Origin of the sequence: Bradyrhizobium sp. BRP20 (assembly GCF_020194215.1) — a bacterium.
In the GTDB taxonomy this organism is placed as follows: Bacteria; Pseudomonadota; Alphaproteobacteria; order Rhizobiales; family Xanthobacteraceae; genus Bradyrhizobium; species Bradyrhizobium yuanmingense.
This window is the reverse complement of sequence record NZ_JADYVY010000005.1, coordinates 17,321-39,075: the sequence shown is the minus strand read 5'-3', so window position 1 is coordinate 39,075 and position 21,755 is coordinate 17,321. Positions and strand designations below refer to the sequence as shown.

At 65.1% G+C, this 21,755-nt stretch carries 17 protein-coding genes and 1 pseudogene; 3 read left to right on the top strand and 15 right to left on the bottom strand.

Translation table 11 applies throughout. The annotated features are described in order from the left end of the window. Positions 1–50: 50 nt before the first annotated feature. Genes I6F33_RS13835 through I6F33_RS13825 form a run of 3 tightly spaced genes read right to left on the bottom strand, consistent with a single transcriptional unit; the run spans position 51 to position 5,020 of the window. On the bottom strand, positions 51–1,448 hold the full coding sequence (locus I6F33_RS13835; RefSeq protein WP_225142671.1) for a nucleobase:cation symporter-2 family protein: 1,398 nt from the start codon (positions 1,446–1,448) through the stop codon (positions 51–53). Positions 1,449–1,472: 24 nt separating this feature from the next. Next, positions 1,473–4,196 (bottom strand): molybdopterin cofactor-binding domain-containing protein, encoded by a 2,724-nt coding sequence (locus I6F33_RS13830; RefSeq protein WP_225142933.1) that lies wholly within the window; start codon positions 4,194–4,196, stop codon positions 1,473–1,475. Next, positions 4,193–5,020 carry an FAD binding domain-containing protein gene (locus I6F33_RS13825; RefSeq protein WP_225142932.1) on the bottom strand — a complete coding sequence of 276 codons (828 nt, stop codon included), beginning with the start codon at positions 5,018–5,020 and terminating at the stop codon, positions 4,193–4,195. Before I6F33_RS13825 ends, I6F33_RS13830 begins: the two co-directional genes overlap by 4 nt. 146 nt (positions 5,021–5,166) lie before the next feature. Between I6F33_RS13825 and I6F33_RS13820 the strand changes: the two genes are divergently transcribed. Beyond that, positions 5,167–6,516, top strand: coding sequence for an 8-oxoguanine deaminase (locus I6F33_RS13820; protein ID WP_225142931.1), 1,350 nt, complete (start codon positions 5,167–5,169; stop codon positions 6,514–6,516). A 110-nt stretch (positions 6,517–6,626) separates the two neighbouring features. On the opposite strand, the gene I6F33_RS13815 is transcribed toward I6F33_RS13820, so the two are convergent. The 10 genes from I6F33_RS13815 to I6F33_RS13770 form a co-directional block, all read right to left on the bottom strand. Then, positions 6,627–7,703 (bottom strand): BMP family ABC transporter substrate-binding protein, encoded by a 1,077-nt coding sequence (locus I6F33_RS13815; protein ID WP_225111998.1) that lies wholly within the window; start codon positions 7,701–7,703, stop codon positions 6,627–6,629. A 76-nt stretch (positions 7,704–7,779) separates the two neighbouring features. Beyond that, a complete protein-coding gene (locus I6F33_RS13810) occupies positions 7,780–8,697 on the bottom strand; it encodes an ABC transporter permease (RefSeq protein WP_225142930.1) in 918 nt (305 codons plus the stop codon). Further along, on the bottom strand, positions 8,684–9,778 hold the full coding sequence (locus tag I6F33_RS13805; RefSeq protein ID WP_128263315.1) for an ABC transporter permease: 1,095 nt from the start codon (positions 9,776–9,778) through the stop codon (positions 8,684–8,686). Before I6F33_RS13805 ends, I6F33_RS13810 begins: the two co-directional genes overlap by 14 nt. Continuing rightward, positions 9,762–11,333: an ABC transporter ATP-binding protein gene (locus I6F33_RS13800; protein ID WP_225142929.1), complete on the bottom strand. Its 1,572-nt coding sequence runs from the start codon at positions 11,331–11,333 to the stop codon at positions 9,762–9,764. Before I6F33_RS13800 ends, I6F33_RS13805 begins: the two co-directional genes overlap by 17 nt. 121 nt (positions 11,334–11,454) lie before the next feature. After that, complete coding sequence (locus I6F33_RS13795) at positions 11,455–11,940, bottom strand: nucleoside deaminase (RefSeq protein WP_225142927.1); 486 nt, start codon at positions 11,938–11,940, stop codon at positions 11,455–11,457. Positions 11,941–11,951: 11 nt separating this feature from the next. Next, on the bottom strand, positions 11,952–13,484 hold the full coding sequence (locus I6F33_RS13790; protein ID WP_225142925.1) for an ABC transporter ATP-binding protein: 1,533 nt from the start codon (positions 13,482–13,484) through the stop codon (positions 11,952–11,954). Further along, complete coding sequence (locus I6F33_RS13785) at positions 13,481–14,164, bottom strand: cysteine hydrolase family protein (RefSeq protein WP_057028619.1); 684 nt, start codon at positions 14,162–14,164, stop codon at positions 13,481–13,483. The genes I6F33_RS13790 and I6F33_RS13785 overlap by 4 nt, the downstream gene beginning before the upstream one ends. Positions 14,165–14,181: 17 nt before the next feature. Continuing rightward, positions 14,182–15,108 carry an ABC transporter permease gene (locus tag I6F33_RS13780; RefSeq protein WP_225142923.1) on the bottom strand — a complete coding sequence of 309 codons (927 nt, stop codon included), beginning with the start codon at positions 15,106–15,108 and terminating at the stop codon, positions 14,182–14,184. Between the two features lies 1 nt (position 15,109). Continuing rightward, the gene (locus I6F33_RS13775) at positions 15,110–16,222 is read right to left on the bottom strand and encodes an ABC transporter permease (RefSeq protein ID WP_225142921.1); all 1,113 of its coding nucleotides are present in this window, start codon (positions 16,220–16,222) and stop codon (positions 15,110–15,112) included. Beyond that, entirely contained in the window at positions 16,219–17,331 is a 1,113-nt protein-coding gene (locus I6F33_RS13770) for a BMP family ABC transporter substrate-binding protein (RefSeq protein WP_225142919.1), read from the bottom strand. The genes I6F33_RS13775 and I6F33_RS13770 overlap by 4 nt, the downstream gene beginning before the upstream one ends. A 397-nt stretch (positions 17,332–17,728) precedes the next feature. Here I6F33_RS13770 and I6F33_RS13765 point away from each other — a divergent pair, with 397 nt between their 5' ends. Together I6F33_RS13765 and I6F33_RS13760 are read left to right on the top strand one after the other, a co-directional pair. Next, positions 17,729–18,985: an allantoate amidohydrolase gene (locus tag I6F33_RS13765; protein ID WP_225143214.1), complete on the top strand. Its 1,257-nt coding sequence runs from the start codon at positions 17,729–17,731 to the stop codon at positions 18,983–18,985. 107 nt (positions 18,986–19,092) lie between these two features. After that, complete coding sequence (locus I6F33_RS13760) at positions 19,093–20,466, top strand: hypothetical protein (protein WP_225142690.1); 1,374 nt, start codon at positions 19,093–19,095, stop codon at positions 20,464–20,466. A gap of 11 nt (positions 20,467–20,477) precedes the next feature. On the opposite strand, the pseudogene I6F33_RS38475 reads toward I6F33_RS13760, so the two are convergent. Both I6F33_RS38475 and I6F33_RS13755 read right to left on the bottom strand, forming a co-directional pair. Continuing rightward, positions 20,478–20,614, bottom strand: a pseudogene (locus I6F33_RS38475) (C4-dicarboxylate transporter DctA); the annotation flags it as partial. 37 nt (positions 20,615–20,651) lie between these two features. After that, a complete protein-coding gene (locus I6F33_RS13755; protein ID WP_225142692.1) occupies positions 20,652–21,665 on the bottom strand; it encodes a formamidase in 1,014 nt (337 codons plus the stop codon). Positions 21,666–21,755: the final 90 nt, after the last annotated feature.

The window sequence follows — 21,755 nt, the reverse complement described above, 5'->3', positions numbered from 1 at the left end:
TAAACAATAATCCAAAGCGCGATGACGATTCATCCTAGTCGCATCGCGCCTTAGACATGCTGTGCCGATGCGGCGGCTGACGCCGCGTCGGCCTCGGCGGCAGCGCCACCGCTCAATCCGTTGAAGAAGGCATTGAGCAGCACCGACACGACCGCGCAGAGCAGAATGCCGGACTCCAGCAGCGGGTGCAGATCGTGCGGCAGATTGCGGAAAAAACCGGGAGCAACGAGCGGTATCAGTCCAAAGCTGATCGAGATCGCTACAATGAACAGATTGTAGCGGTTGTTGCGGAAATCGACCGCGGCCAGGATGCGTGCGCCGGTGGCCGCCACCATGCCGAACATCACGAGGCCGGCGCCGCCGAGCACGACCAGCGGCACCGCCTCCACCAGCGCAGCGAGCTTCGGCAAGAGCCCGAGCACGAGCAGGATGCAGCCGCCCGTCACCGTCACCCAGCGCGAGCGCACGGCCGTGACCGAGACGAGGCCGACGTTCTGCGAAAACGAGGTATAGGGAAACGTGTTGAAGATGCCGCCGAGCAGCGTGCCGAGCCCGTCGGCGCGCAAGCCGCGGCTCAGGGCTTCGCGGTCGACGGCCTTGCCGGTGATCTCGCCGAGCGCCAGGAACATACCGAGCGATTCGATCATCACCACGATCATGACGATGCACATGGTGATGACAGGCACCAGGTGGAATTGCGGCATGCCGAAGCGGAAGGGAAGCACGAGTGCGCCCCAGGAGGCGGCGGCGACCTTGTCGAAATGCATCACGCCCAGAATGCTCGCGAGCACCGCGCCGGCGATGATGCCGAGCAGCACGGCCACGTTGGCGAGAAACCCGCTGCCCCATTTGATCAGGCCGAGGATGACGAGCAGCACGAACAGCGAGATGCCGAGCCCCTGCAATTGCCCATAGGCTGGATTGGGAAAGCTGCCGGAAACGCCGTCGACCACCTTCGTCAACGTCGGCAGGCCGCCGCCGGCCCAGTTGATGCCGACGCGCATCAGGGATATGCCGATGATGAGAATGATGGTGCCGGTGACGACGGGAGGAAACAGCGGCAGCAGCCGGCTGACGAACGGCGCAACGACGATGCCGAACAGGCCGGCGGCGATCACGGAGCCGTAGATGCCGAGCAGGCCGATTTCCGGTGAAGCCGCCATCGACAGCATCGGGCCAACCGAAGCAAAGGTCACGCCCATCATCACGGGCAGGCGGATGCCGACGCCGGGGAAGCCGAGGCACTGGACCAGCGTCACAAGTCCGCAGGCGAACAGGTCGGCGCTGATCAGGAAGGCGACGTCCTCCGGCGGCAGCTTCAGCGCGCGGCCGATGATGAGGGGGACCGCGACCGCGCCGGCATACATCACCAGCACGTGCTGGAGCCCGAGCGCGAGCAGGCGCGGGACCGGCAGGACCTCGTCGACGGGATGGACGTCGTTGCTCATGGATGTATCCCCCGAAACATGCATCTAGCCGAATTTGTCATGGAGCGCCGGAAACAGCCGGTCCGGCTTGAAGGGCGGCGCGGTGAAGCGAATGCCGGTGGCATCCGCGATCGCGTTGCCGAGCGCGGCGGCGACCGGATTGTAGGGACTCTCGCTCATCGACTTCGCGCCAAGCGGGCCGATCGTGTCGGACGTCCCGGCGAAGAACACTTCCGTGCGCGGCACGTCGGCGAAAGAGGGCAGGTGGTAGTCGCGGAATTTCGGATTGGTGACGCGGCCGCTCGCGTCGATCACCATCTCCTCGTAGAGCGCAGCGCCGAGCGCCTGCGCCACGCCGCCTTCGACCTGACCGCGGCACTGCATGGGATTGGCGACGACGCCGGCGTCCGCGGCGTGCACGCTCCTGAGAATCCGGAGCTCGCCGGTCGCCTTGTTCACCGCGACGCGAAAGCCCTGCACGTTGAACCCCACCGATCGCGGCGTGCCGCCGGACGTGCCGCTGCCTGCGAACGGCCAGCCGCGCTCGCGGGCGAGCTTCGCCAGCTCCGTAAAAGGCATGCGGCGGACGCCGCTGACGACGGAGTCCGCATCGAGCGCGCAAGTCTCCACATCGCACAGCCAGGCTCCGGCGGCGGCCGTCTTCAGCTCGCTCGCAAGCTGCACGGCTGCCGCATGCGTCGCCTTGCCCGCAACGAAGGTGCCGGCGCTGCCATACGCGCCGGTGTCGTGGCCGCCATGGGCGGTGTCGGACTGGCGCAGACGAATCTTGTCGACGGTGGTCGCCAGCGTGGTCGCCGCGATCTGGCGATGCACGGTGCTGGTGCCGTTGCCGAACTCGGCCGTGCCGACGGTGAGGTCGAAGCCTCCGTCGTCGTTGAGCGCGATCGTCGCATCGGCGAAGTGGCCGGCCGGCGGCACGGTGTCGATCATTGTCAGCGCGATGCCGTCGCCGATCAGCCAGTCCGGCGACAGCGCCGGCTGCGGGGAATCGACCTGCATCGCGCGCTCGACGAGATCGAGGCACTGGTCGAGCCCGTAGGAGCCGTAGAGCACGTCGTGATATTCGGAGGGCGGCGGCGAGAGCATGGGATCGCCGGGCCTCACGATGTTGCGCCGGCGCATCTCGTAGGGACTGATGCCGAGCTGCCCCGCCAGTTCGTCAATCGCCGCTTCCACCGCGATCAGCGCCTGCGGCAGGCCATAGCCGCGAAACGCGCCCGCCGGCACGGTGTTGGTGTAGACGGCGACGCCGTCGACCCGCTTGTTCGGGCAATTGTAGACGGCGATGGACTCCGCCAGCGCGTGGAACATCACGGGGCCGGCGTGATTGCCGTAGGCGCCGGTGTTGGAGAGCACGTCGAGCTGGAGCGCAGTGAGCTTGCCCTCGCTGTCCGCGCCAGCCCTGACGTGGATCCGCATCGGATGCCGCGTCGAGGTCGCGATGAACTGCTCCTCGCGTGTCAGCTCCAGCTTGACCGGCCGCCCGGTCTTCAGCGCGGCAAGCGCCAGGATGTCCTCGACGAACATCTCCTGCTTGCCGCCGAACCCGCCGCCGACGCGTTCGCAGAACACGCGAACCTTGTCCATGGGAAGCTGAAAGATGTCCGACAGCGCACGCCGGGTCAGGAACGGCACCTGCGTCGAGGTGCGGACGTTGAGCACGCCGGAATCATCGAGCCAGGCGAGGCCGCCATGGGTCTCGAGCGCAGCGTGCTGCACACGGTGACTGTGGAAAGTAGCCTCATAGGTGGCGGCAGATGTTGCAAGCGCCGATGCGACATCGCCGAACTCGCCATGCGTCTCCGCGACCAGGTTGCGCTGGGCATCGGCAACGCGGTTCGCAGTGGTGCGGTCGGGATGAATGAGCGGCGCACCCGGGGCCATCGCCAGCTCGGGATCGATCAACGCCGGCAGGACCTCGTAACTTACTTTCAGCTTGCGGCACGCCGCCTCGGCGGCGGCTTCGGTCTCGGCGACGACGGCGGCAACCTTCTGGCCGATGAAACGGACGACCTCGTCGAGGACGCGGGTATCCTCCGGGTCCATCCAGTCTTTCTCATGCCGCGCCGTCGAGATCAGGACGGAGGGCACATCCTCGTGCGTCAGCACGGCGTGCACTCCGGGGATGCTCAGCGCGTCCGACTTGTCGATCGCGACGATCCTCGCGTGCGCATGCGGCGAGCGCAGCAGCTTGATGTGCAGCAGACCATCGATTGCGGTGTCGAAGGTGTAGCGTGCCGTGCCGCGGACCACATCGGGGCCTGCGGGGGCGGGCAGGCTGCGGCCGAAGGCGGCGCCGGCCTCGACGCTCGCCTCGACATTGGTCTTGCCGAGGATCGCGTCCTCGATCGACCGATAGCCGGTGCAGCGGCAGATATTGCCTTTCAGCGCCGTGCCGAGATCGGTGCGCTGCGCCTGGTTCAGCGAGGCGCAGGTCAGGATCATGCCGGCGGTGCAGAACCCGCATTGAAAGCCCTGCGCATCGAGGAAGGCCTGCTGCATCGGATGCGTGCCGTGATCGCCGTCAAGGCCTTCGATCGTGGTCACGCTGCGGCCCTCGGCCCGGAACGCCGGGATCAGGCAGCTGTGCACCGGCTCGCCGTCCAGCAGTACGGTGCAGGCGCCGCAGTCGCCGGCATCGCAGCCCTTTTTCACGCCGAAATGGCCGAGCTCGCGCAGGAACGTGCGCAGGCACTGGCCGGCGCGCGGCTCCTGGGAAAATGCCTCGCCATTGACCTCCAGGCTCATGCGGGTATCGCTCCCAGCAGCTCGACGCGAATGTCCTCGGCCAGGCGCAGCGTCATGTGCTTGCGCCAGAGTGGCGCGCCATGGATGTCCGTGTGGTACAGATCATCGGTAATCTCCTGCATGAGCGCGGCGCGCAGCGCGCCTGCGTCTGGGGCTTTGCGGAAGCGCAGCTGGATCGGCCGCACCGTCGACGCGGTGACCGTGAGTGTCAGCGTATCATCGGCTTCGAGACTGCCGATCAGCAGCGCCGCGGAGCGGCCGACGGGCGCCAGCGAGATCTGGCGGAAGGCCGTGCGGCGCTTCAGCGCGGGAAGCGGGATGTCGATCTGCCGGAGCAGGTCGCCTGGCGTCAGGCGATTGCGCTGGTTGCCGGTGACGAATTCGGTGACCGGAAGCCTCTGTTCACCGCCGCCGGCCTTCCAGATGGTGCAGACGCCGTCGAGTGCCGACGTCAGCGAGATCATCGGTCCCGCCGGCAGCGACATGCAGAGATTGCCGCCGACGGTCGCGGTCTTCCAGATCTTGAATGAGGCAAGGAAGGCCCGGCAGCACTGGTTGATCAGCGGCGCTGCGAGCCAATCAGAGGGGCAGGCGAGTCCATCGACCTCTGCGATGGTGCAAGTGGCGGCGATCGAGAGGTGGCTCTCTGTGATCGCAAGTGCCGGCCATTTCAGATCGGTGAGATCGATCAGTCGCGTCAGATGCGTTTGCGGCTCCGAGAACAGCCAGGTGCCGCCCGCGAGCCAAGCATCACCTGCCGTCCAAACGGGCAGCTGCGCGCGCGTTTGCGGATGGGCGACAGCTGTGATGGTATTCAAGTCCATGGCTGCGCCAACGCTTCCGACGGTTGAATGGTCCGAGCGAAGTGTTGCAAGACGGGAGCCAAGTGGCAACAACAAGTCGAAGCAAGGACGCAATCGTCCTCGGCCTTGCAGGTCCGCCGTCAGGGTGGGCGAGGAGAAGCAGGATCATGACTGAGGCAAGTTCGACCTGGATCAGGGATCCCCTGGCCATCCTCGCCGACGGGGCCGAGCGCGGCATTGTCGTGAAGGACGGCCGGATCGTCGAGCTCGTGCCGGCGGGCGGTGTGCCCGCAACCGCCGATGTCGCAGTGTTCGATGCGGGCGAACACGTCGTGCTGCCGGGCCTGATCAATACCCATCATCACTTCTACCAGACGCTGACGCGGGCGCTGCCGGCCGCGATGGACCGCGAGCTGTTCCCCTGGCTCCAGGCGCTCTATCCGGTGTGGGCGAAGCTGACGCCGGAAGCGCTCGAGCTCGGCGTCACCGTGGCGATGTCCGAGCTGTTGCTCTCCGGCTGCACCACCACGACGGATCACCACTACGTCTTCCCGCCCGGACTCGAAGACGCCGTCGATATCGAGGTGGCGGTGGCGAAGCGCCTCGGCGTGCGCGTGCTGCTCACGCGCGGCTCGATGAACCTGTCACAGCGCGACGGCGGCTTGCCGCCCGACAGTGTCGTGCAGGACGAGGACACCATTCTCGCCGATAGCGCCCGCGTGGTCGCCAAGCATCACCAGCGCGGCGCGGATGCGATGGTGCAGATTGCGCTCGCGCCATGCTCGCCGTTCTCGGTGACGACGTCGCTGATGCGCGCCACGGCCGATCTCGCCGACAAGCTCGACGTGCGCCTGCACACCCATCTCGCCGAAACCGAGGACGAGAACAGCTTCTGCCAGCAGATGTATGGCTGCCGTCCGCTCGACTATCTCGAGCAATGCGGTTGGCTCAATGCGCGCACCTGGCTCGCCCATGGAATCTTCTTCAATCCGGACGAGATGAGACGGCTCGGCAAGGCCGGCACGACCGTCAGCCATTGTGCGTGCAGCAACCAGCTGCTCGCGTCGGGCTGTTGCCCGGTGTGCGACATGGAAGAGGCCGGCGTCGTGATCGGCATTGGTGTCGACGGCTCGGCCTCCAACGACGGATCCAACCTCATGCAGGAGGTGCGGGCCGCGTTCCTGCTGCAACGCGCGCGTTATGGCGTCACGAAGGTCAGCCACAAGGATGCGTTGCGCTGGGCCACCAAGGGCTCGGCGGCATGTGTGGGCCGGCCGGAACTCGGCGACATCGCCGTCGGCAAGGCCGCCGATCTTGCGCTGTTCCGGCTCGACGAGCTGCGCTTCTCCGGCCACGGCGATCCGCTGGCTGCGCTCGTACTGTGCGGGGCGCATCGCGCCGACCGGGTGATGGTGGCTGGAAAATGGGCGGTGATCGACGGTGCGATCCCGGGTCTCGATGTGGCAGACCTCATCCGCCGCCACAGTTCCGCGGCGCGGGCCATGCAGGCTGGATAGCCGGGCGAAATAGAGAAAGAGGGGGCAGCCACAAGTGCCGGGTGCTTCTGGCCACCCCCTCCGAACCTCCTCCGGGAGGAGCAGGTGATTTAGTCAATGCAAGAAGCGTGCTACTTGCCCGGCAGCTTGTCGTCGATGCCTTTCACGTAGAAATTCATGCCGAGGATCTGGCCGTCATCCAGGTGACCGCCGCCCTTGCATTCGACCGGCTTGCCGTCCTGCCCAACGATCGGGCATTTGAACGGATGCAGCTTGCCCGCGGTGATCGCGGCCTGGGCATCCTCAGCCATTTTTTTCACATCGTCAGGCATGTTGGTGTAGGGCGCCATCGTGAACATGCGGCTGTCGAGGCCACCCCAAGTGTCCTCGGACTTCCAGGTGCCGGCGAGCTCGGCCTTGACCCGCTCGATGTAGTAGGGGCCCCAGTTGTTGATGATCGAGGTCAGCTGGGCCTTTGGCCCGAACTGGATCATTTCGGAATCCTGGCCGAAGGCCAGCTTGCCGCGTTCGCTGGCGATCTGCATGGCGGCGGGCGAATCCGTGTGCTGCATGATGACGTCGGCACCCTGGTCGATCAGCGCCTTGGCGGCGTCGGCCTCCTTGCCTGGGTCGAACCAAGTGTTGGCCCAGATGATCTTGACCTTGATGTTCGGATTGATGGTCTGCGCCGCCAGTATCGTCGCGTTGATGCCGGAGACGACCTCCGGAATCGGGAACGAGCCGATATAGCCGAGCACGCCCGACTTCGACATCTTCGCCGCAATCAGGCCTTGAATGTAGCGGCCCTGATACCATTTCGCCGAGTAGGTCGACATGTTCGGGTTGCGCTTGTAGCCGGTGGCGTGCTCGAAATGCACGTTCGGATATTTCTTGGCGACCTTCAGCGTCGGATCCATGTAGCCGAACGATGTGGTGAAGATCAGTTTGTTGCCGGCGCGGACGAGCTGCTCGATCGCTCGCTCGGAGTCCGGGCCTTCGGGCACGTTCTCGAGATACGTGGTCTCGATCTTGTCGCCCAGTTCTTTCACCAGCGCCTGGCGACCGAGGTCGTGCTGATAGGTCCAGCCGAGGTCTCCGATCGGACCGAGATAAACGAAGCCGACTTTCAGCTTGTCGGCGGCGGAGGCCGCACTGACGCTCCCAGCGAGCAAGAGCCCGGCAGCCAGTGCAAGAAGTGATTTCCTCATCATCGATCTCCAAACTTCGGGGGAAGCCACGATCCGCAGCATGCGCGCCCCATCGTGCACACTGCGGAAACGAAATCTAGCGGTCGGGCACGAACACCGTGCCGAGCGCGGCCGGTGCGGTCGAGCCGCCCGTGCGCGCGCGGGAGAGCAGGACCAGCACGATGACGGTCGCGAGATAAGGCAGCGCCGACATGAATTGCGAGGGAATGCCGACGCCCCATCCTTGCGCATGCAGTTGCAGGATCGTCACCGCGCCGAACAGATAGGCGCCGACGATGAGCCGGCCCGGCCGCCAGGATGAGAACACCACCAGCGCCAGCGCGATCCAGCCGCGTCCGGCGGTCATGCCCGGAATGAAGAACGGCGTATAGGCGAGCGGCAGATAGGCCCCCGCAAGACCCGCGCAGGCGCCGCCGAACATCACGGCCAAGGTGCGGATGCGCAGGACGGGATAGCCGAGCGCATGCGCGGAAGCGTGATTGTCGCCGCAGGCTCGCAGGATCAATCCCGCCCGTGTGCGGTACAGGAACCACCACACAGCGACGATCAGCGCGATCGAGAAATAGACGAAGCCATTCTCGCCGAACAGCACGCGGCCGATCAGCGGGATATCCGTCAGGACGGGAATAGAGAGGTGCACGGCCGGCGTGATGCGCTCGCCGACGAAGCCGGCGCCGATCAGGCCTGAGAGCCCGACGCCGAGGATGGTCAGCGCGAGGCCGGTTGCGACCTGGTTGACGGCAAGCCCGAGTGCCATCAGCGCGAAGACGAGCGACATCAGCGTGCCCGCGACGATGCCGAACAGCGCGCCGATAAAGATCGATCCGGTCAGCCAGGCGCCGGCAAAGCCACAGGCCGCGCCGACGATCATCATGCCCTCGACCCCGAGATTGAGCACGCCGGAACGCTCGGCCACGAGCTCGCCGGTCGCCGCAATCAACAGCGGCGTCGATGCGGCAAGCACCGCCAGGATGATGGCCTCAACCAGCTCCACGGGCCACCACCTTTCGGTTCGGGAACACCAGCTTGAAGCGGTAGAGAATGAGGGAGTCGCAGGCGAGCACGTAAAACAGCAGAATGCCCTGAAAGACCTTGGTGACATCCAGCGGAATCTTCATCGCGATCTGCGCCTGCTCGCCGCCGATAAAGGTCAACGCGAGGAAGAGGCCTGCAATTAGTATTCCAAGCGGGTTCAGCCGGCCGAGGAAAGCGACGATGATCGCGGTAAAGCCGTAGCCTGGCGAGATGCCGGGCTGGAGATGTCCGACTGGACCCGCCACCTCGATGATGCCGGCAAGCCCGGCCAGCGCCCCGGAGACGGCGAAGGTCAGGATGATGAGCTGGTTGGCGTTGAAGCCGCCGAACCGCGCGGCGCGCGGCGCAGCGCCGACCACGCGGATCTCGAAACCCTTGATGGTGCGCCCGAGCAGGATCGCGGCTGCCGCGACGACGAGCAGGGCGATGATGGAGCCGAGATGCAGCCGGCCGCCTTCGATCAGCAACGGCACGGTCGCTACCGGATCGAACTCGGCCGTGGTCGGGAAATTGAAGCCGTGCGGATCGCGCCAGGGGCCGCGCACGAGATAGTCGAGGAAGAGGTCGGCGACATAGACCAGCATCAGGCTGGTCAGGATCTCGCTGGCGCCGAATTTCACCTTGCAGATCGCCGGGATCAGCGCATAGAGCGCGCCCGCAGCGGCGGCGAGGACGAGCATAGCCGGCAGCACCCAGGCGCCGGCATCAGTACCTTGCGTCTTCACCGCGATCCAGCTTCCCGCGACTGCGCCGATCAGGAATTGCCCTTCGGCGCCGATGTTCCAGGCGTTGGCGAGATAGCACAGCGACAGGCCGATCGCGATCATCACCAGCGGCGTCGCCTTCACCGCGATCTCCTGGAGCGAATAGCCATCGGTGAGGGGCGCAATGAAATAGGCGTGCAGGGCAAGCAGTGGATTCTTGCCAAGGATCGCGAACAGGATGACCATGGTCACGATCGTGAGGCCAATCGCGATCAGGGGGGACACCAGCGCGATCGTGCCGGAGCGCTCGGCACGCTTCTCAAGCACCAGCTGCATGCGCGATCTCCTTTGGCTGCAGGCTGCTGCCGCCCATAAGAAGGCCCAGCTTCTCGCGGCTTGCTTCGCGTGCCGAGAGCGGAGCCGACAGCTTGCCGTGGAACATCACGGCGATGCGGTCGGCAATCTCGGCGAGCTCGTCGAGATCCTGGCTGGTCACGAGTACCGCGGCGCCTGCGGTGGCGAGATCAAGCAGCGCCTGACGGATGACGGCGGCGGCGCCGGCATCGACGCCCCAGGTCGGCTGGCTCACCACCAGTACCGTGGGATTGCGCAGGATCTCACGTCCCACGATGAACTTCTGCAGATTGCCGCCGGACAGGCTGGCGGCCTCGGGATCGCGCTTGGCCTTGCGGACGTCGAAGGTTTCGGTGGCGCGGTCGACCGTTCTCAGCGTAGCCGCCGTATCGATGAATCCGCGACGGACCATGCCGCTGGCGGCATGGCCGGTGAGCAGCGCGTTCTCCGACAGTCTCATCCGCGGCGCGGTGCCGTGGCCGAGTCGCTCCTCGGGAACGAAGGCCGCCCCCAGCTTGCGCCGCTGGGTGATCGAAAGGTGACCGGCGGCGATGCCCTCGATCACCACCGTTCCGGGGTTCTTCGCGAGACGCTCGCCGGAGAGCGCTGCGAACAATTCGTCCTGGCCGTTACCGGAGACGCCGGCGATGCCGAGAATCTCGCCGCCCTTCAGCTCGAATGAGATGTGCTCGAGCCGTACGCCGTGCGCTTCGACGGGAGCCAGCGAGAGATCGTTGACGACGAGCCGCGGCACGGTGGTCTTGCGGCCGGATGCGCCCTTCACCTCCTTGACCTCGCCGCCGACCATCATCCGCGCAAGTGAGGCGGCGGTTTCGAGCCGCGGGTTGCAGGTCTCGACCTTCCTGCCGCCGCGCAGGATCGTCGCGGTGTCGCAGAGCCGCTTCACCTCCTCCAGCTTGTGGCTGATATAGAGGATGGCGCGGCCCTCGGCCTTGAGGCGATCCAGCACGATGAAGAGCTGGTCAGCCTCCTGCGGCGTCAGCACCGCGGTGGGCTCGTCCAGGATCAGGAATTTCGGATCCTGCATCAGGGCGCGGACGATCTCGATGCGTTGACGCTCGCCGACGGAGAGTTGCCACACCTCACGCCTGGGATCGAGCGGCAGACCGTAAGTCTTCGACACCTGTTCCAGCCGGGCCGACATGTCCTTGAAGGATTCCTTGCCGTCGAGGCCGAGCGCGACGTTCTCGGCAACCGTGAGATTGTCGAACAGCGAGAAGTGCTGGAACACCATGCCGATGCCGCGGATGCGCGCTTCGGACGGACCGGACAGCACGATCCGCTCGCCCTGCCAGTGAATCTCGCCGGCGCTGGGCTGGATCAGTCCGTAGATCGCCTTGACCAGCGTCGACTTGCCGGCGCCGTTCTCGCCCAGCAGGGCGTGGATTTCCCTCGGCCGGATCTCGATATCGATGCAATCGTTGGCGAGGAAATCGCCATAGCGTTTGGTGAGGCCAATGGTCCTCAGGACCGGGGACTCGCCGGAATGCTGGCCGTTGGATGTCGGATCTAACATTCGTTGATGCGCTTGCATGGGTTAACTGCCTCGATATTGGGCCAGTTTGAACCCCCGCGTAAGATGCGAAAAGCCGCATTCCCTGCTTAATCCATCGGCAGCGGACACCGATCAGCCTCTGCTATTTGATCCACACACCTTCATGCAGCGCTTCGGCTTCGTCCTCCAGCAACGGTCCGACGACCTCCGTTGGCCGCTGGCCGCGGGCAAAGACCTCGCGGCAGGGCAGATCGAGCGTCGGATTGTCCGGATGGTTGCCGGTGATGCCGCGCAGGCGATGCTCGCTGAGGCCATAGACGACACGGCCGATACCGGCCCAGTAGATCGCGCCGGCACACATCGCGCAGGGTTCGGCTGAGGAATAGAGCGTGGCCTTCGCCAGCACCTCGCGATCGAGCGTACGGCAGGCCTGGGTGGCTGCGAGCCGCTCGGCATGCGCGGTGCCGTCGCGATCCGGCATGTAGCCGTTCTCAGTCTCGATCAGCACCTTGCCGTCGGCATCGACGACGATACAGCCGAAGGGATGGTTGCCATGGGTGAGGGAACGGCCGGCGACCGCGAAAGACAGGCGCAGAAAGTGTTCGTCCCGCCCGGATGCGTCGCCCATCGATCCTCCGTTCAGTGCCCTGCCATGTGGCGGCCGACCACCGTGAGATCGGCTTCGCTGGTCCGCGCTTCATACACGAATTCGCCGTGGAACATCACCACCAGCCGATCTGACAGTTCGAGCAGTTCGTCGAGGTCCTCGCTGACGAGCAGGACGGCGGCGCCGCGGTTGCGTGCGGCCATGATCTCGGCATGGATCTGCGCCACCGCCGCGAAATCGAGGCCGAAGCAGGGATTGGCGGCGATCAGCACCTCGACGTCGCCGCCGAGCTCGCGGGCCAGCACAGCCCGCTGCACATTGCCGCCCGACAGCGCCGAGATCGGCGTATCGGGCGTGCGGGTCTTGATCTTGTACCGGGCGATCTTCGTCCTCGCGTCGTCGCGAAAGGCGCGAGGGTTGAGCCACCAGCCGCCGCGGGCGAAGGGGGCACGGTCGAATTCCCGGAAGGCGACGTTTTCGGCGACGCTCATGCCGCCGACGCAGGCATTCTTCAGCGGCTCCTCGGGCAGCAGCGACATCCTGTGCCGCCGCATCTCCTCGCGGCTTGCGTGATAGGGATCGCCGGCGACGCGCACCTCCCCGCTCTCGGCCTCGCGCTGGCCGGCCAGCACCTCGACGAGCTGGCGCTGGCCATTCCCGGAAACGCCGGCGATGCCGACGATCTCGCCGGCGCGAACGGTGAGCGAGACATCGTGCACGGCAACGGCACCCGCATCGTCCAGGGCGCGGAGCTTTTGGAGCTCCAGCCTGGCCTGACCGGCTTCGCCGGTGCGCGGCGGCTGCACCGTCAACTCCTCGGCACCGATCATGGTGCGGGCCATCGCGTCCGGCGTCAGCTCGGAAACCTTGCCGGCTCCAGCGAGCTTGCCGCGGCGCAGGATGGTGACGTCATCGGCAAACGCCATGACCTCGCGGAACTTGTGCGTGATCATCAGGATGGTCAGCTCGCCCTCCACGACCATGTCGCGGAGCATGCCGAGCACCTCGTCGGCTTCCGCCGGGGTCAGCACCGAGGTCGGCTCGTCCAGGATCAGGAAGCGCCGCTTCAGATAGAGCTGCTTGAGGATCTCGCACTTCTGCCGTTCGCCGGCAGAGATGTCGGAGACCTTTGCGGAGAGCGGTACCTTGAAGGGCATGTTGCCCAAGAACGCCTCCAGCTCCTTCATCTCGTTCGGCCAGTTCACCACGGCTGGCACGTCGTCGCGCGCCAGCACGAGATTTTCGGCAACGGTCATCGCCGGCACCAGCGTAAAATGCTGATAGACCATGCCGAGGCCGAGCGCGTGGGCATCCTTCGGGTTGGCGATCGCCTGCTCGCGGCCGCCGACGAGAATGTCGCCTTCGGTCGCGTGGTAATAGCCCATGATGCATTTGACGAGGGTGGATTTGCCGGCGCCATTCTCGCCGAGCAGCGCATGGAACGAGCCCGGCCGCACCTTCAGCTCGACATTGTCCAGCGCCAGGAAGTCGCCGAAGCGCATGGTCATGGCGATGGCATCGACGCCGAAGGCGCCCGATGGCGGCGGCGTTTCGCCGATGATCACGAAATTGCTCCGATGAAGGCATCAGAGGTCGAGACTGCGCCGAACACGCCGCCCTGCATCTTGATCATCTTCAGCGCGTGGTCGTGGTTGCTCTTGTCGGTCGCGCCGCAGCAATCGTGCAGCAGGACGCATTCGAAGCCGCGGTCGTTGGCCTCGCGCATCGTGGTGTGGACGCAGACGTCGGTCGTGATCCCGGTCAACACGATGTTCTCGATGCCGCGCACGCGCAGGATCAGCTCCAGATCGGTGGCGCAGAACGAGCCCTTGCCGGGCTTGTCGATGATCGGCTCGCCCGGTAGCGGCGCGAGTTCTTCGATGATGTCCCAGCCGGGCTCGCCGCGCACCAGGATGCGTCCGCACGGGCCGGGATCGCCGATGCCGGCGCCGATCTGGCGCGAGCGCCAGCGCTTGTTGGCGGGCAGGTCGGAGAGATCGGGGCGGTGGCCCTCGCGGGTATGGATGATATGGAAGCCTTGCTTGCGCATCACTGCGAGCAGCCGCTTGATCGGCTCGATAGGTGCCCGTGTCAGCGAGAGGTCGTAGCCCATCTTGTCGACATAGCCGCCGACGCCGCAGAAATCGGTCTGCATGTCGATGATGATCAGCGCGGTGTTCTCGGGGCGGAGATCACCATTGTAGGGCCAGGCATAGGGCTCGGACTTGATGTAGCGCTCGGGCATGGACGACCTCGTGCGTGTTACCGTGTGATCGAGAGTTCGGCGGGCGCGCCGGTCAGCGTCCGCTTCGGCGAGCAGGTGATGATCATGATCGCCAGCGTCAGGATGTAGGGCGCGGCGTTGAAGAGGTGATAGCCAGAGGTGACGCCGACCGATTGCAGCGCCGGACCCAGCGCCGCCGCGCCGCCGAAGGCGAGCGAGGCCCACAGGCAGAGCAGGGGATCCCAGCGCGCGAAGATCACGAGCGCCACGGCGGTGATGCCCTGGCCCGAGGAAAGGCCCTCGTTCCAGCTTCCGGGGTAGAACAGGGACAGAAACGAGCCGCCGATGCCCGCGAGGAAACCACCGGCCATGGTGGCGCGCAGGCGGATCAGCAGCACGGAATGGCCCATCGCGCGTGCGGCATCCGCGCTCTCGCCGGCGGTGCGGATGAGCAAGCCCCAGCGGGTGGTGCGGAAGGCCCAATAGAGGATTGGCGCCAGCGCCACGCCGATCAGGAACAGCACGTTGATGCGCAGCGCTGCCTGGACTTGCGGGATGTCGCTCCACCAGCCGAAGTCGACGGCGGGCAGCCGCGGCGCTGTCGGCTCGATCAGCGGCTTGCCGAGATAGAACGCAAGGCCAGTGCCGAACAGCATCAAGGCGATGCCCACGGCAACGTCGTTGACGCGCGGCAGCGAGCAAATGCCGGCATGCAGCGCACCCAGCAGCGCGCCGGTGATGCCGGCGGCAAGCACCCCGAGCCACGGAGAGCCGGTGAGATAGGAGATGCCATAGGCGCTCATCGCGCCCATCACCAGCGTGCCTTCCAGGCCGAGATTGATGCGGCCCGCGCGCTCGGTGATGCATTCGCCCAGGCTCACGAACAGGAATGGGGTGGAGACGCGAATGGCGCCGCCGAGGATGGCGAGCGGGACGGTCCAGAGGCCGATCGATCCGTCTGCCATCTCAGGATTTTCCCTTCAGGAATCCGATGCGGCCGTAGAGCGCATCGCTGGCGAGCACGAAGACGAAGATGATGCCCTGCAGCACCAGCACGGACGCATCGGGCAGCCCCAGGCGGCGTTGCAGCAGGCCGCCGCTGGCGCTGATGCCGCCGAGCAGGATCGCGACGGGAATGATGGCGAGCGGATTCTGCCGCGCCAGAAAGGCGACGAGAATGCCGGTGAAGCCGTAGCCGGCGGCGAGGTTGGCGTTGGTGCGTCCCTGCACGGCGGCGACCTCGACCATGCCGGCGAGGCCAGCCGCGCCGCCGGCAAGGAAGCAGACGGTCAGGATCAGCTTGTCGACGCCGAGACCGACGATCTTCGCAGCACGGATGTTGCCGCCCGCCACGCGCGCGGCGAAGCCGAACACAGTGTGATAGATCAGGATGTAGGAGGCGATGGCAGCGACCAGGCCGAACACGAGGCCCCAATGCACGTCGGTGCCTGGAATGGAGCCGATCATGTTGGCGGCGCCGATCTCGCGGGTCGACGGCTTGTTGAGGCTGGCGGGATCGCGCATCAGCCCCTCGACGAGATGGTTGAGGATCGCGAGCGCGATGTAGACGAGCAGCAGGCTCGAGATGGTCTCGTTGACGCCGCGATATTGCCGCAAGCCGCCCGAGAGCATGATCCAGAGCCCGCCGCCGATCACGCCGGCGCAGACCATGGCGACCTGCACCACGAGCGGCGGCATGCCTTGAAGCGCGAGTGCGGCGCTGGTTGCGGACAATGCGCCGATCAACAGCGCGCCTTCGCCACCGATGATGACCATGCCGAGCTGCGCCGGCAGCGCGGTACAGAGTGCGGTGAGGATCAGGGGCGCTGCGCGCGTCAGCGTGTTCTGCCAGGAGAACCAGGTGCCAAACGCGCCGTAATACATGTAGAAATAGAGATCGAGCGGATTCTTGCCGAACATCGCGACGAAGATGCCGAACACCGCGAGCGCGCCGACCAGCGCCGCGCCCGGGATCAGGACATATTCGATCGTGCCGCCGTGACGCTGGAGGAAACCGGGATCGGCGGCCGGGGCGACTGTCCCGACCGCGTCCGTGGAATCCGCCGCTTCCGTCGTCACGAAGTGGCTCCGAGCACGCCCTCGACCAGGTAGTCCATCTTCTCCAGTTCAGGATGCTTCTGGCCGCGGTCGGTACCGACAGGGATCACCGTCTTGCCCTTGTTGTCGACCAGCCCACCCTTGAAGATGGCGAAGCCTTCTGCCGACAGGAATTTTGCCTCGGCCGCGTCGGCCGCCTTGCGCGCTTCGGCCGAGACCGCTTCGCCATAGGGCGAGGTCTTGACGATCTCTTCCTTCAGGCCGCCGCGGTAGAAATTCGGGATGCCTTCGCCGGAGGCGATCATCTTGACGAACTTCGGATAGAGCGCTTCCCAGTTCCACTCCGCGCCGGTGAGATAGGCCTTGGGTGCCAACGCCGACTGGTTGGTGTGATAGCCGCAGACGAAGGCGCCGCGCCGCGCCGCGTTCTCGACCATGGTCTTGGGCCCATCGACGTGGCAGGTGAGCACGTCCACGCCCTGATCGATCAGGCTGTTGGTGGCTTCGGCCTCCTTGACCGGCATCGACCAGTCGCCAGTGAAGATCACCTGCGTGGTGGCCTTTGGATTGACGGACTTGGCGCCAAGCGTGAAGGCGTTGATGTTGCGCAGCACTTGAGGGATCGGCTTGGCCGCGACAAAGCCGAGCTTGCTGCTCTTCGATGTCAGGCCGGCGACGATGCCGGAGATGTACTGAGCCTCGTCGATATAGCCGAAATAGCTGCCGGCGTTCTTGGGGTCCTTCTCGCTCCAGAGGCCGCCGCAATGCTCGAAGCGGAGCTTCGGGTACTTGTTGGCCATCTTGATCATGTGCGGATTGTAGTACCCGAACGAGGTCGGGAAGAGCAGGGTGGCGCCATCGAGATTGATCATGGACTCGATCGTCTTCTCGACCGCATCGGTCTCCGGCACCTTCTCCTCCTCGACCACCTTGAGGCCGGGAATCTTCTTCAGCGCCGCCGCGCCCTGCGCGTGCGCCTGATTGTAGCCGTAGTCGTCGCGCGAGCCGACATAAATGAAGCCGATGGTGGTCTCGGCCGCGAAAGCCGGGCGCAGGCCCGCTGCCGCGCCGAGGGTGAGGGCCGCGCCGCCCCGCAACACATGACGTCGTGAAATCCTGCCAGAATCCATTGCTCGCTCCCCTTGGCGGATGTTCCGCCTTGATCTCACGGCTGCGCCGGCGTGGCGGAGCCGGGGTCAGATGTCGCAAGCTTCGTGCCAGAGACTATGAAGCATGCAGTTTGCGATAAGTACTTGAAATAAATATGAAATAATCAGTGTGCTGAACTTGGCGAGGAAGGCGGCAGACTAATTTATGAGCAGTATAAAAGCATTGTATGCAGTGGAGTTGAGCAGCCCGAACCTGCTCGCGCATGTGCATGACGGTCGTCGGACGGTCGGCCGGCAAGGCGCATTCATGCTAACCACGCGCTGACTGGGACGGCGCCGGAGGATGTTCGCTGGCACCGAACTTGTATCGATTGTCGTCAGGACCGCCGTGTCCTTAGAAGATGGAAAGCTCGCCGAGATGGGCGCTGGTACCGTTCACGATGCATCGCTCGGCAATGAGATCGTTCGCCGGATCAACGAGCTCGGCGCGATTTCGGAAGAGCCCGAGAAGCTCACCCGCATCTTCCTCAGCAAGGAGCTGCGCAAGGCCGCGGACCTCATCATGGGGTGGATGCGCGAGGCCGGCATGAGCGCCCATCTCGATGCGATCGGCAATGTCTGCGGACGGTACGAAGGCGACCGGCCGGGCATGCCCTGCCTGATGCTCGGCTCGCATTACGACACCGTGCGCGATGCCGGCAAATGGGATGGACCGCTGGGTGTGATCACCGCGATCTCTTGCGTCGCCGATCTCAACCGCCGCGGCAAGCGCCTGCCATTTGCGATCGAGGTGATCGGCTTTGCCGACGAGGAGGGGGTGCGGTTCGCTTCGACCTTACTCGGCAGCCGTGCGGTGGCCGGCACCTTCGATGAGAGCGTGCTGAATACGCGCGACAGCGACGGCGTGTCGATGCGCGAGGCGCTCGTGCAGTTCGGCCTCGACCCCGACCATATCGGTGCGGCCGCGCGCGCGCGGCGCGAGCTGCTTGCTTATCTCGAATTGCACATCGAGCAGGGCCCGGTGCTGGAAGCGCAGAACCTGCCCGTGGGCGTCGTCACCGCCATTGCCGGGGCCACGCGCCTTGCGGCCCGGCTCTCCGGTATGGCCGGTCATGCCGGCACCGTGCCGATGGCGCTGCGCCGAGATGCGCTCGCCGGCGCGGCCGAATGCATCAATGCGATCGAGCAATTTTGCCGCACCGACGAGGGCGGCCTCGTCGGCACCGTGGGCTACATCCAGGCGAGGCCCGGCGCGACCAACGTCATTCCGGGTGAGGTATCCTTCACCATCGACATGCGCGCGCCGACCGACATGCATCGCAAGCGCGCGGTGGCCGATGTCGTGCGCCAGATCGAGGCGATCGCCAAGCGGCGACAGCTGGCGCTTCAGCTCGACGTTACCCACGAGAACCGCACCGCGCCCTGCGCGCCCTGGCTCAAGCAGCAGATCGCGCAAGCGATCGAAGCCGAAGGCTTCTCCGTGTTCGAGCTGCCGAGCGGGGCAGGGCACGACGGCATGGCGATGATCGACATTGCCGATGTCGGCATGATCTTCGTCCGCTGCCGCGGCGGCATCAGCCATCACCCGGACGAGCATGTCGAGCTCGCCGATGCCGACGCCGGCGCGCGTGTGCTGCTGCGGGTGATCGAGAATTTCGGGCCGCGCAAGGCGTAGGCGAGCGTCACGAACCCGCAAGTCACCGGGTAGAGATACGAATCAGTCATGTTTAAGATGGTGGCCATCATCACGAGGGTCACGAGACAATCAGCCGATTGACGGACATGAACAGCGACATCTCTTTTCCATCACATCGTGAAAACCGGTTCTATCAGGGGATGGCTGCGACCTTCGTCGCCAACGCCCTTCAGGCGGTCAATTTCCTCGGTGATCGATTCCTGAGACAATCGCATCATTCGTTGTCGGCGATCGAGGACCTCTATCGGCACTCGATGGACAGCGCCTTTTCGGTGACCGAGGCCTTCCTCGTCACCGGCGCACCGCACGCCTCGGCCTATTACCCCCGCGACTTCGCCTGGTTCTATCCCGACGTTCTCGATCCTGAAACCATCATGGATGCGCAGGACGCCGTGCGACGGGTCCGTCTGCTCGAGAAGAGCGTGCGCCTGCTGCTGGAGGCCGTTCGCGCCGACGTGGTCACCACGACCATCGTACCGGCCGGGCGCGGCCGGTATCTCGGCGTGAACTATTTTTCGCGACCCTCGGATACGCTGCTCGGCATTCTCGCCGGTCTGCAGCAGATGATCTCTGCCGAGGAGAGGGCGTCGTCTTACCTTGAGATGTCGCAATGCGCGCACGCCGGCCGCTTGTTGCTGGCCGAATATGGCGGAGACCTGAAGCGCGCGATCCTGAAGCTTGCGAGCGAGCTGGAGTCCTTCGACGCTGACGGCACCAGATATTTGCTGTGCGACGCCAACGGCCCGCGCTCCGCGGCGACGGATACCCGCGCCGAGCGCCGGCGTTTCGTCACCAATGCCTGCGTCTGCACGACCTTCGTGTGGGGCGTGCAGCTCGGGATCGTCGGCGAGAACGAGCTGAAGCGGCTGCTCGGGCGCGACCTTGCGCAGTACAAGAGGGATCTGCTCCGCCTCTTCGGCAAGAACGGCTACATCAGGCATTCCCTGGACGGCCCGGCGAGCTCACCGGCATCGTCGGTCGCATTGGATTTCGTCAGCGTGCATCGCGGCTTCTGGGATATGAGCGAGGCGAGCGAGCGCGCGCTGTTCGCGGCCACGACGGATGTGATCATCGCCGAGCCACGGTTTCGCATTCCGAGCACATTCCACTTCCTGGTTTCGGCGGACAACCCGCGGACCAAGATGATCCACAAGATTGCAGCTCCCGCATATCAGGGGCGTTCCTCCTGGCCGACGTTCAACGTCGAATTTGCCGACCGCATGCTGGATTACGATGAGTTCTCGGGTGGCGATACCTATCGGGCCTGCGCGCAAGGAATCCTGAAGGACATTCGCGCCGCGACCGAACTCCACGGCGGCTATCAGGAGCTGATTTCGGAGCAAGGTCTGAAGTATCGCACCTGGGCCTATAAGGGTGCCGTGGCCCACTCGTGGTTTCCGCGCTTTCTGTCGGTCTGGAGGAGGGCCTACGGCACGCCACTCCTCCAGTGGAACGATTGATCGCCGAACCTCTATCCCGCCGTCACGTCGACCACCTCGCCGCCCTCCAGCACCTTGGCCGCCTTGGCCGGTCGAGATCGCCTTCCCGGGCCGCGACCACGACGGTTGCGACGCAATTGCCGACGAGGTTGCCGAGCGCGCAGGCCACGGTGCCAGATTGTCGCGGTTTCACCCGAGAAACCGGCTTATTCCGCCGCCTTCGCCGTCTTGCCGAACATCCGCGTCGGGGCCGGGAAGCCGCACGAGGTGCCGTCGGTGACCTTGACCTGATTTTCCCACGGCAATCGGAAGGTGCCGGCGACCATGTCCTGCATGAAGGTGTAGGGGCAGTCCATCGCGCCGCCCTTCACCGCGACATAGCCGCGGTGCCAGAGCTGGTAGATGTTGTTTTCGACGCCCCAGTTGATGCGGGCTTCGCGCACGAGATCCGGCCGGACCTCTGCGGTGATGATCTCGTCGGCACGGCCGGTCGTACCATGCGCCAGGACCGTGCCGTCGAAATTGATGATCATGCCTTCGCCCATGGAATCGAACGAGCCGTCCGAGCCGCACATGCAGACATTTGCGGTGATCATCAGATTCTGAAACGAATTGGCCTGGTTGGTGAAGCGCCAGGCTTCGCGGATCGGCGCGGTGTAGCCGGCGGTGCGGATCATGATCTCCGCGCCTTTGTAGGCGCATTCCCGTGCCATCTCCGGGAACATGCCGTCATGGCAGATGATCAGCGCGATCTTCGCGCCCTTCGGTCCCTCGATCACGGGAATGCCGATGTCGCCGGGCTCCCACGGCTCGACCGGAATCCAGGGATGAAGTTTGCGATAGTAGAGCTTGATCTCGCCGTGATCGTCGATGATCAGGCCCGAGTTGTAGGGATTGCCATGCGGGTTGAACTCCATGATGGAGAAGCAGCCCCAGATCTTGTTATCGACACAGGCCTGCTTGAAGGCCGCAACCTCCGGTCCGTCAAGCCGACACATGATCTCCGGATTGGTGTCCATCGACAGGCCGTGCAGCGAGTATTCGGGGAAGACCACCAGATCCATGGTGGAGAGATTGCGGCGGGCCTTGCCGACCATCCAGACGATGCGCTCGGTCTGCCTGGCGAGATCGGCCGCGCTCACCACGCTAGGCAGCTGCAGCTGCACAAGTCCGATAACCACACCGTTGGGGGATTTGTTCAGCCCGCCAAGCCCGTTCATGATCAGCTCCCTTGCCTGTCTGGCGCAGCGTCGTTGCGCGCCAGATCTTGTCGCAAGAAGCAAATCCGATTTCGATGAAGAGCTAAAGGT

Excerpts from the sequence above, each read along its gene's own strand:
- I6F33_RS13820 (WP_225142931.1), top strand. The coding sequence starts at position 5,167 with ATGACTGAGGCAAGTTCGACCTGGATCAGGGATCCCCTGGCCATCCTC.
- I6F33_RS13800 (WP_225142929.1), bottom strand. The coding sequence starts at position 11,333 with ATGTTAGATCCGACATCCAACGGCCAGCATTCCGGCGAGTCCCCGGTC.
- I6F33_RS13805 (WP_128263315.1), bottom strand. The coding sequence starts at position 9,778 with ATGCAGCTGGTGCTTGAGAAGCGTGCCGAGCGCTCCGGCACGATCGCG.
- I6F33_RS13795 (WP_225142927.1), bottom strand. The coding sequence starts at position 11,940 with ATGGGCGACGCATCCGGGCGGGACGAACACTTTCTGCGCCTGTCTTTC.
- I6F33_RS13815 (WP_225111998.1), bottom strand. The coding sequence starts at position 7,703 with ATGAGGAAATCACTTCTTGCACTGGCTGCCGGGCTCTTGCTCGCTGGG.
- I6F33_RS13835 (WP_225142671.1), bottom strand. The coding sequence starts at position 1,448 with ATGAGCAACGACGTCCATCCCGTCGACGAGGTCCTGCCGGTCCCGCGC.
- I6F33_RS13785 (WP_057028619.1), bottom strand. The coding sequence starts at position 14,164 with ATGCCCGAGCGCTACATCAAGTCCGAGCCCTATGCCTGGCCCTACAAT.
- I6F33_RS13825 (WP_225142932.1), bottom strand. The coding sequence starts at position 5,020 with ATGGACTTGAATACCATCACAGCTGTCGCCCATCCGCAAACGCGCGCG.
- I6F33_RS13755 (WP_225142692.1), bottom strand. The coding sequence starts at position 21,665 with ATGAACGGGCTTGGCGGGCTGAACAAATCCCCCAACGGTGTGGTTATC.
- I6F33_RS13760 (WP_225142690.1), top strand. The coding sequence starts at position 19,093 with ATGAACAGCGACATCTCTTTTCCATCACATCGTGAAAACCGGTTCTAT.
- I6F33_RS13770 (WP_225142919.1), bottom strand. The coding sequence starts at position 17,331 with ATGGATTCTGGCAGGATTTCACGACGTCATGTGTTGCGGGGCGGCGCG.
- I6F33_RS13830 (WP_225142933.1), bottom strand. The coding sequence starts at position 4,196 with ATGAGCCTGGAGGTCAATGGCGAGGCATTTTCCCAGGAGCCGCGCGCC.
- I6F33_RS13780 (WP_225142923.1), bottom strand. The coding sequence starts at position 15,108 with ATGGCAGACGGATCGATCGGCCTCTGGACCGTCCCGCTCGCCATCCTC.
- I6F33_RS13765 (WP_225143214.1), top strand. The coding sequence starts at position 17,729 with ATGGGCGCTGGTACCGTTCACGATGCATCGCTCGGCAATGAGATCGTT.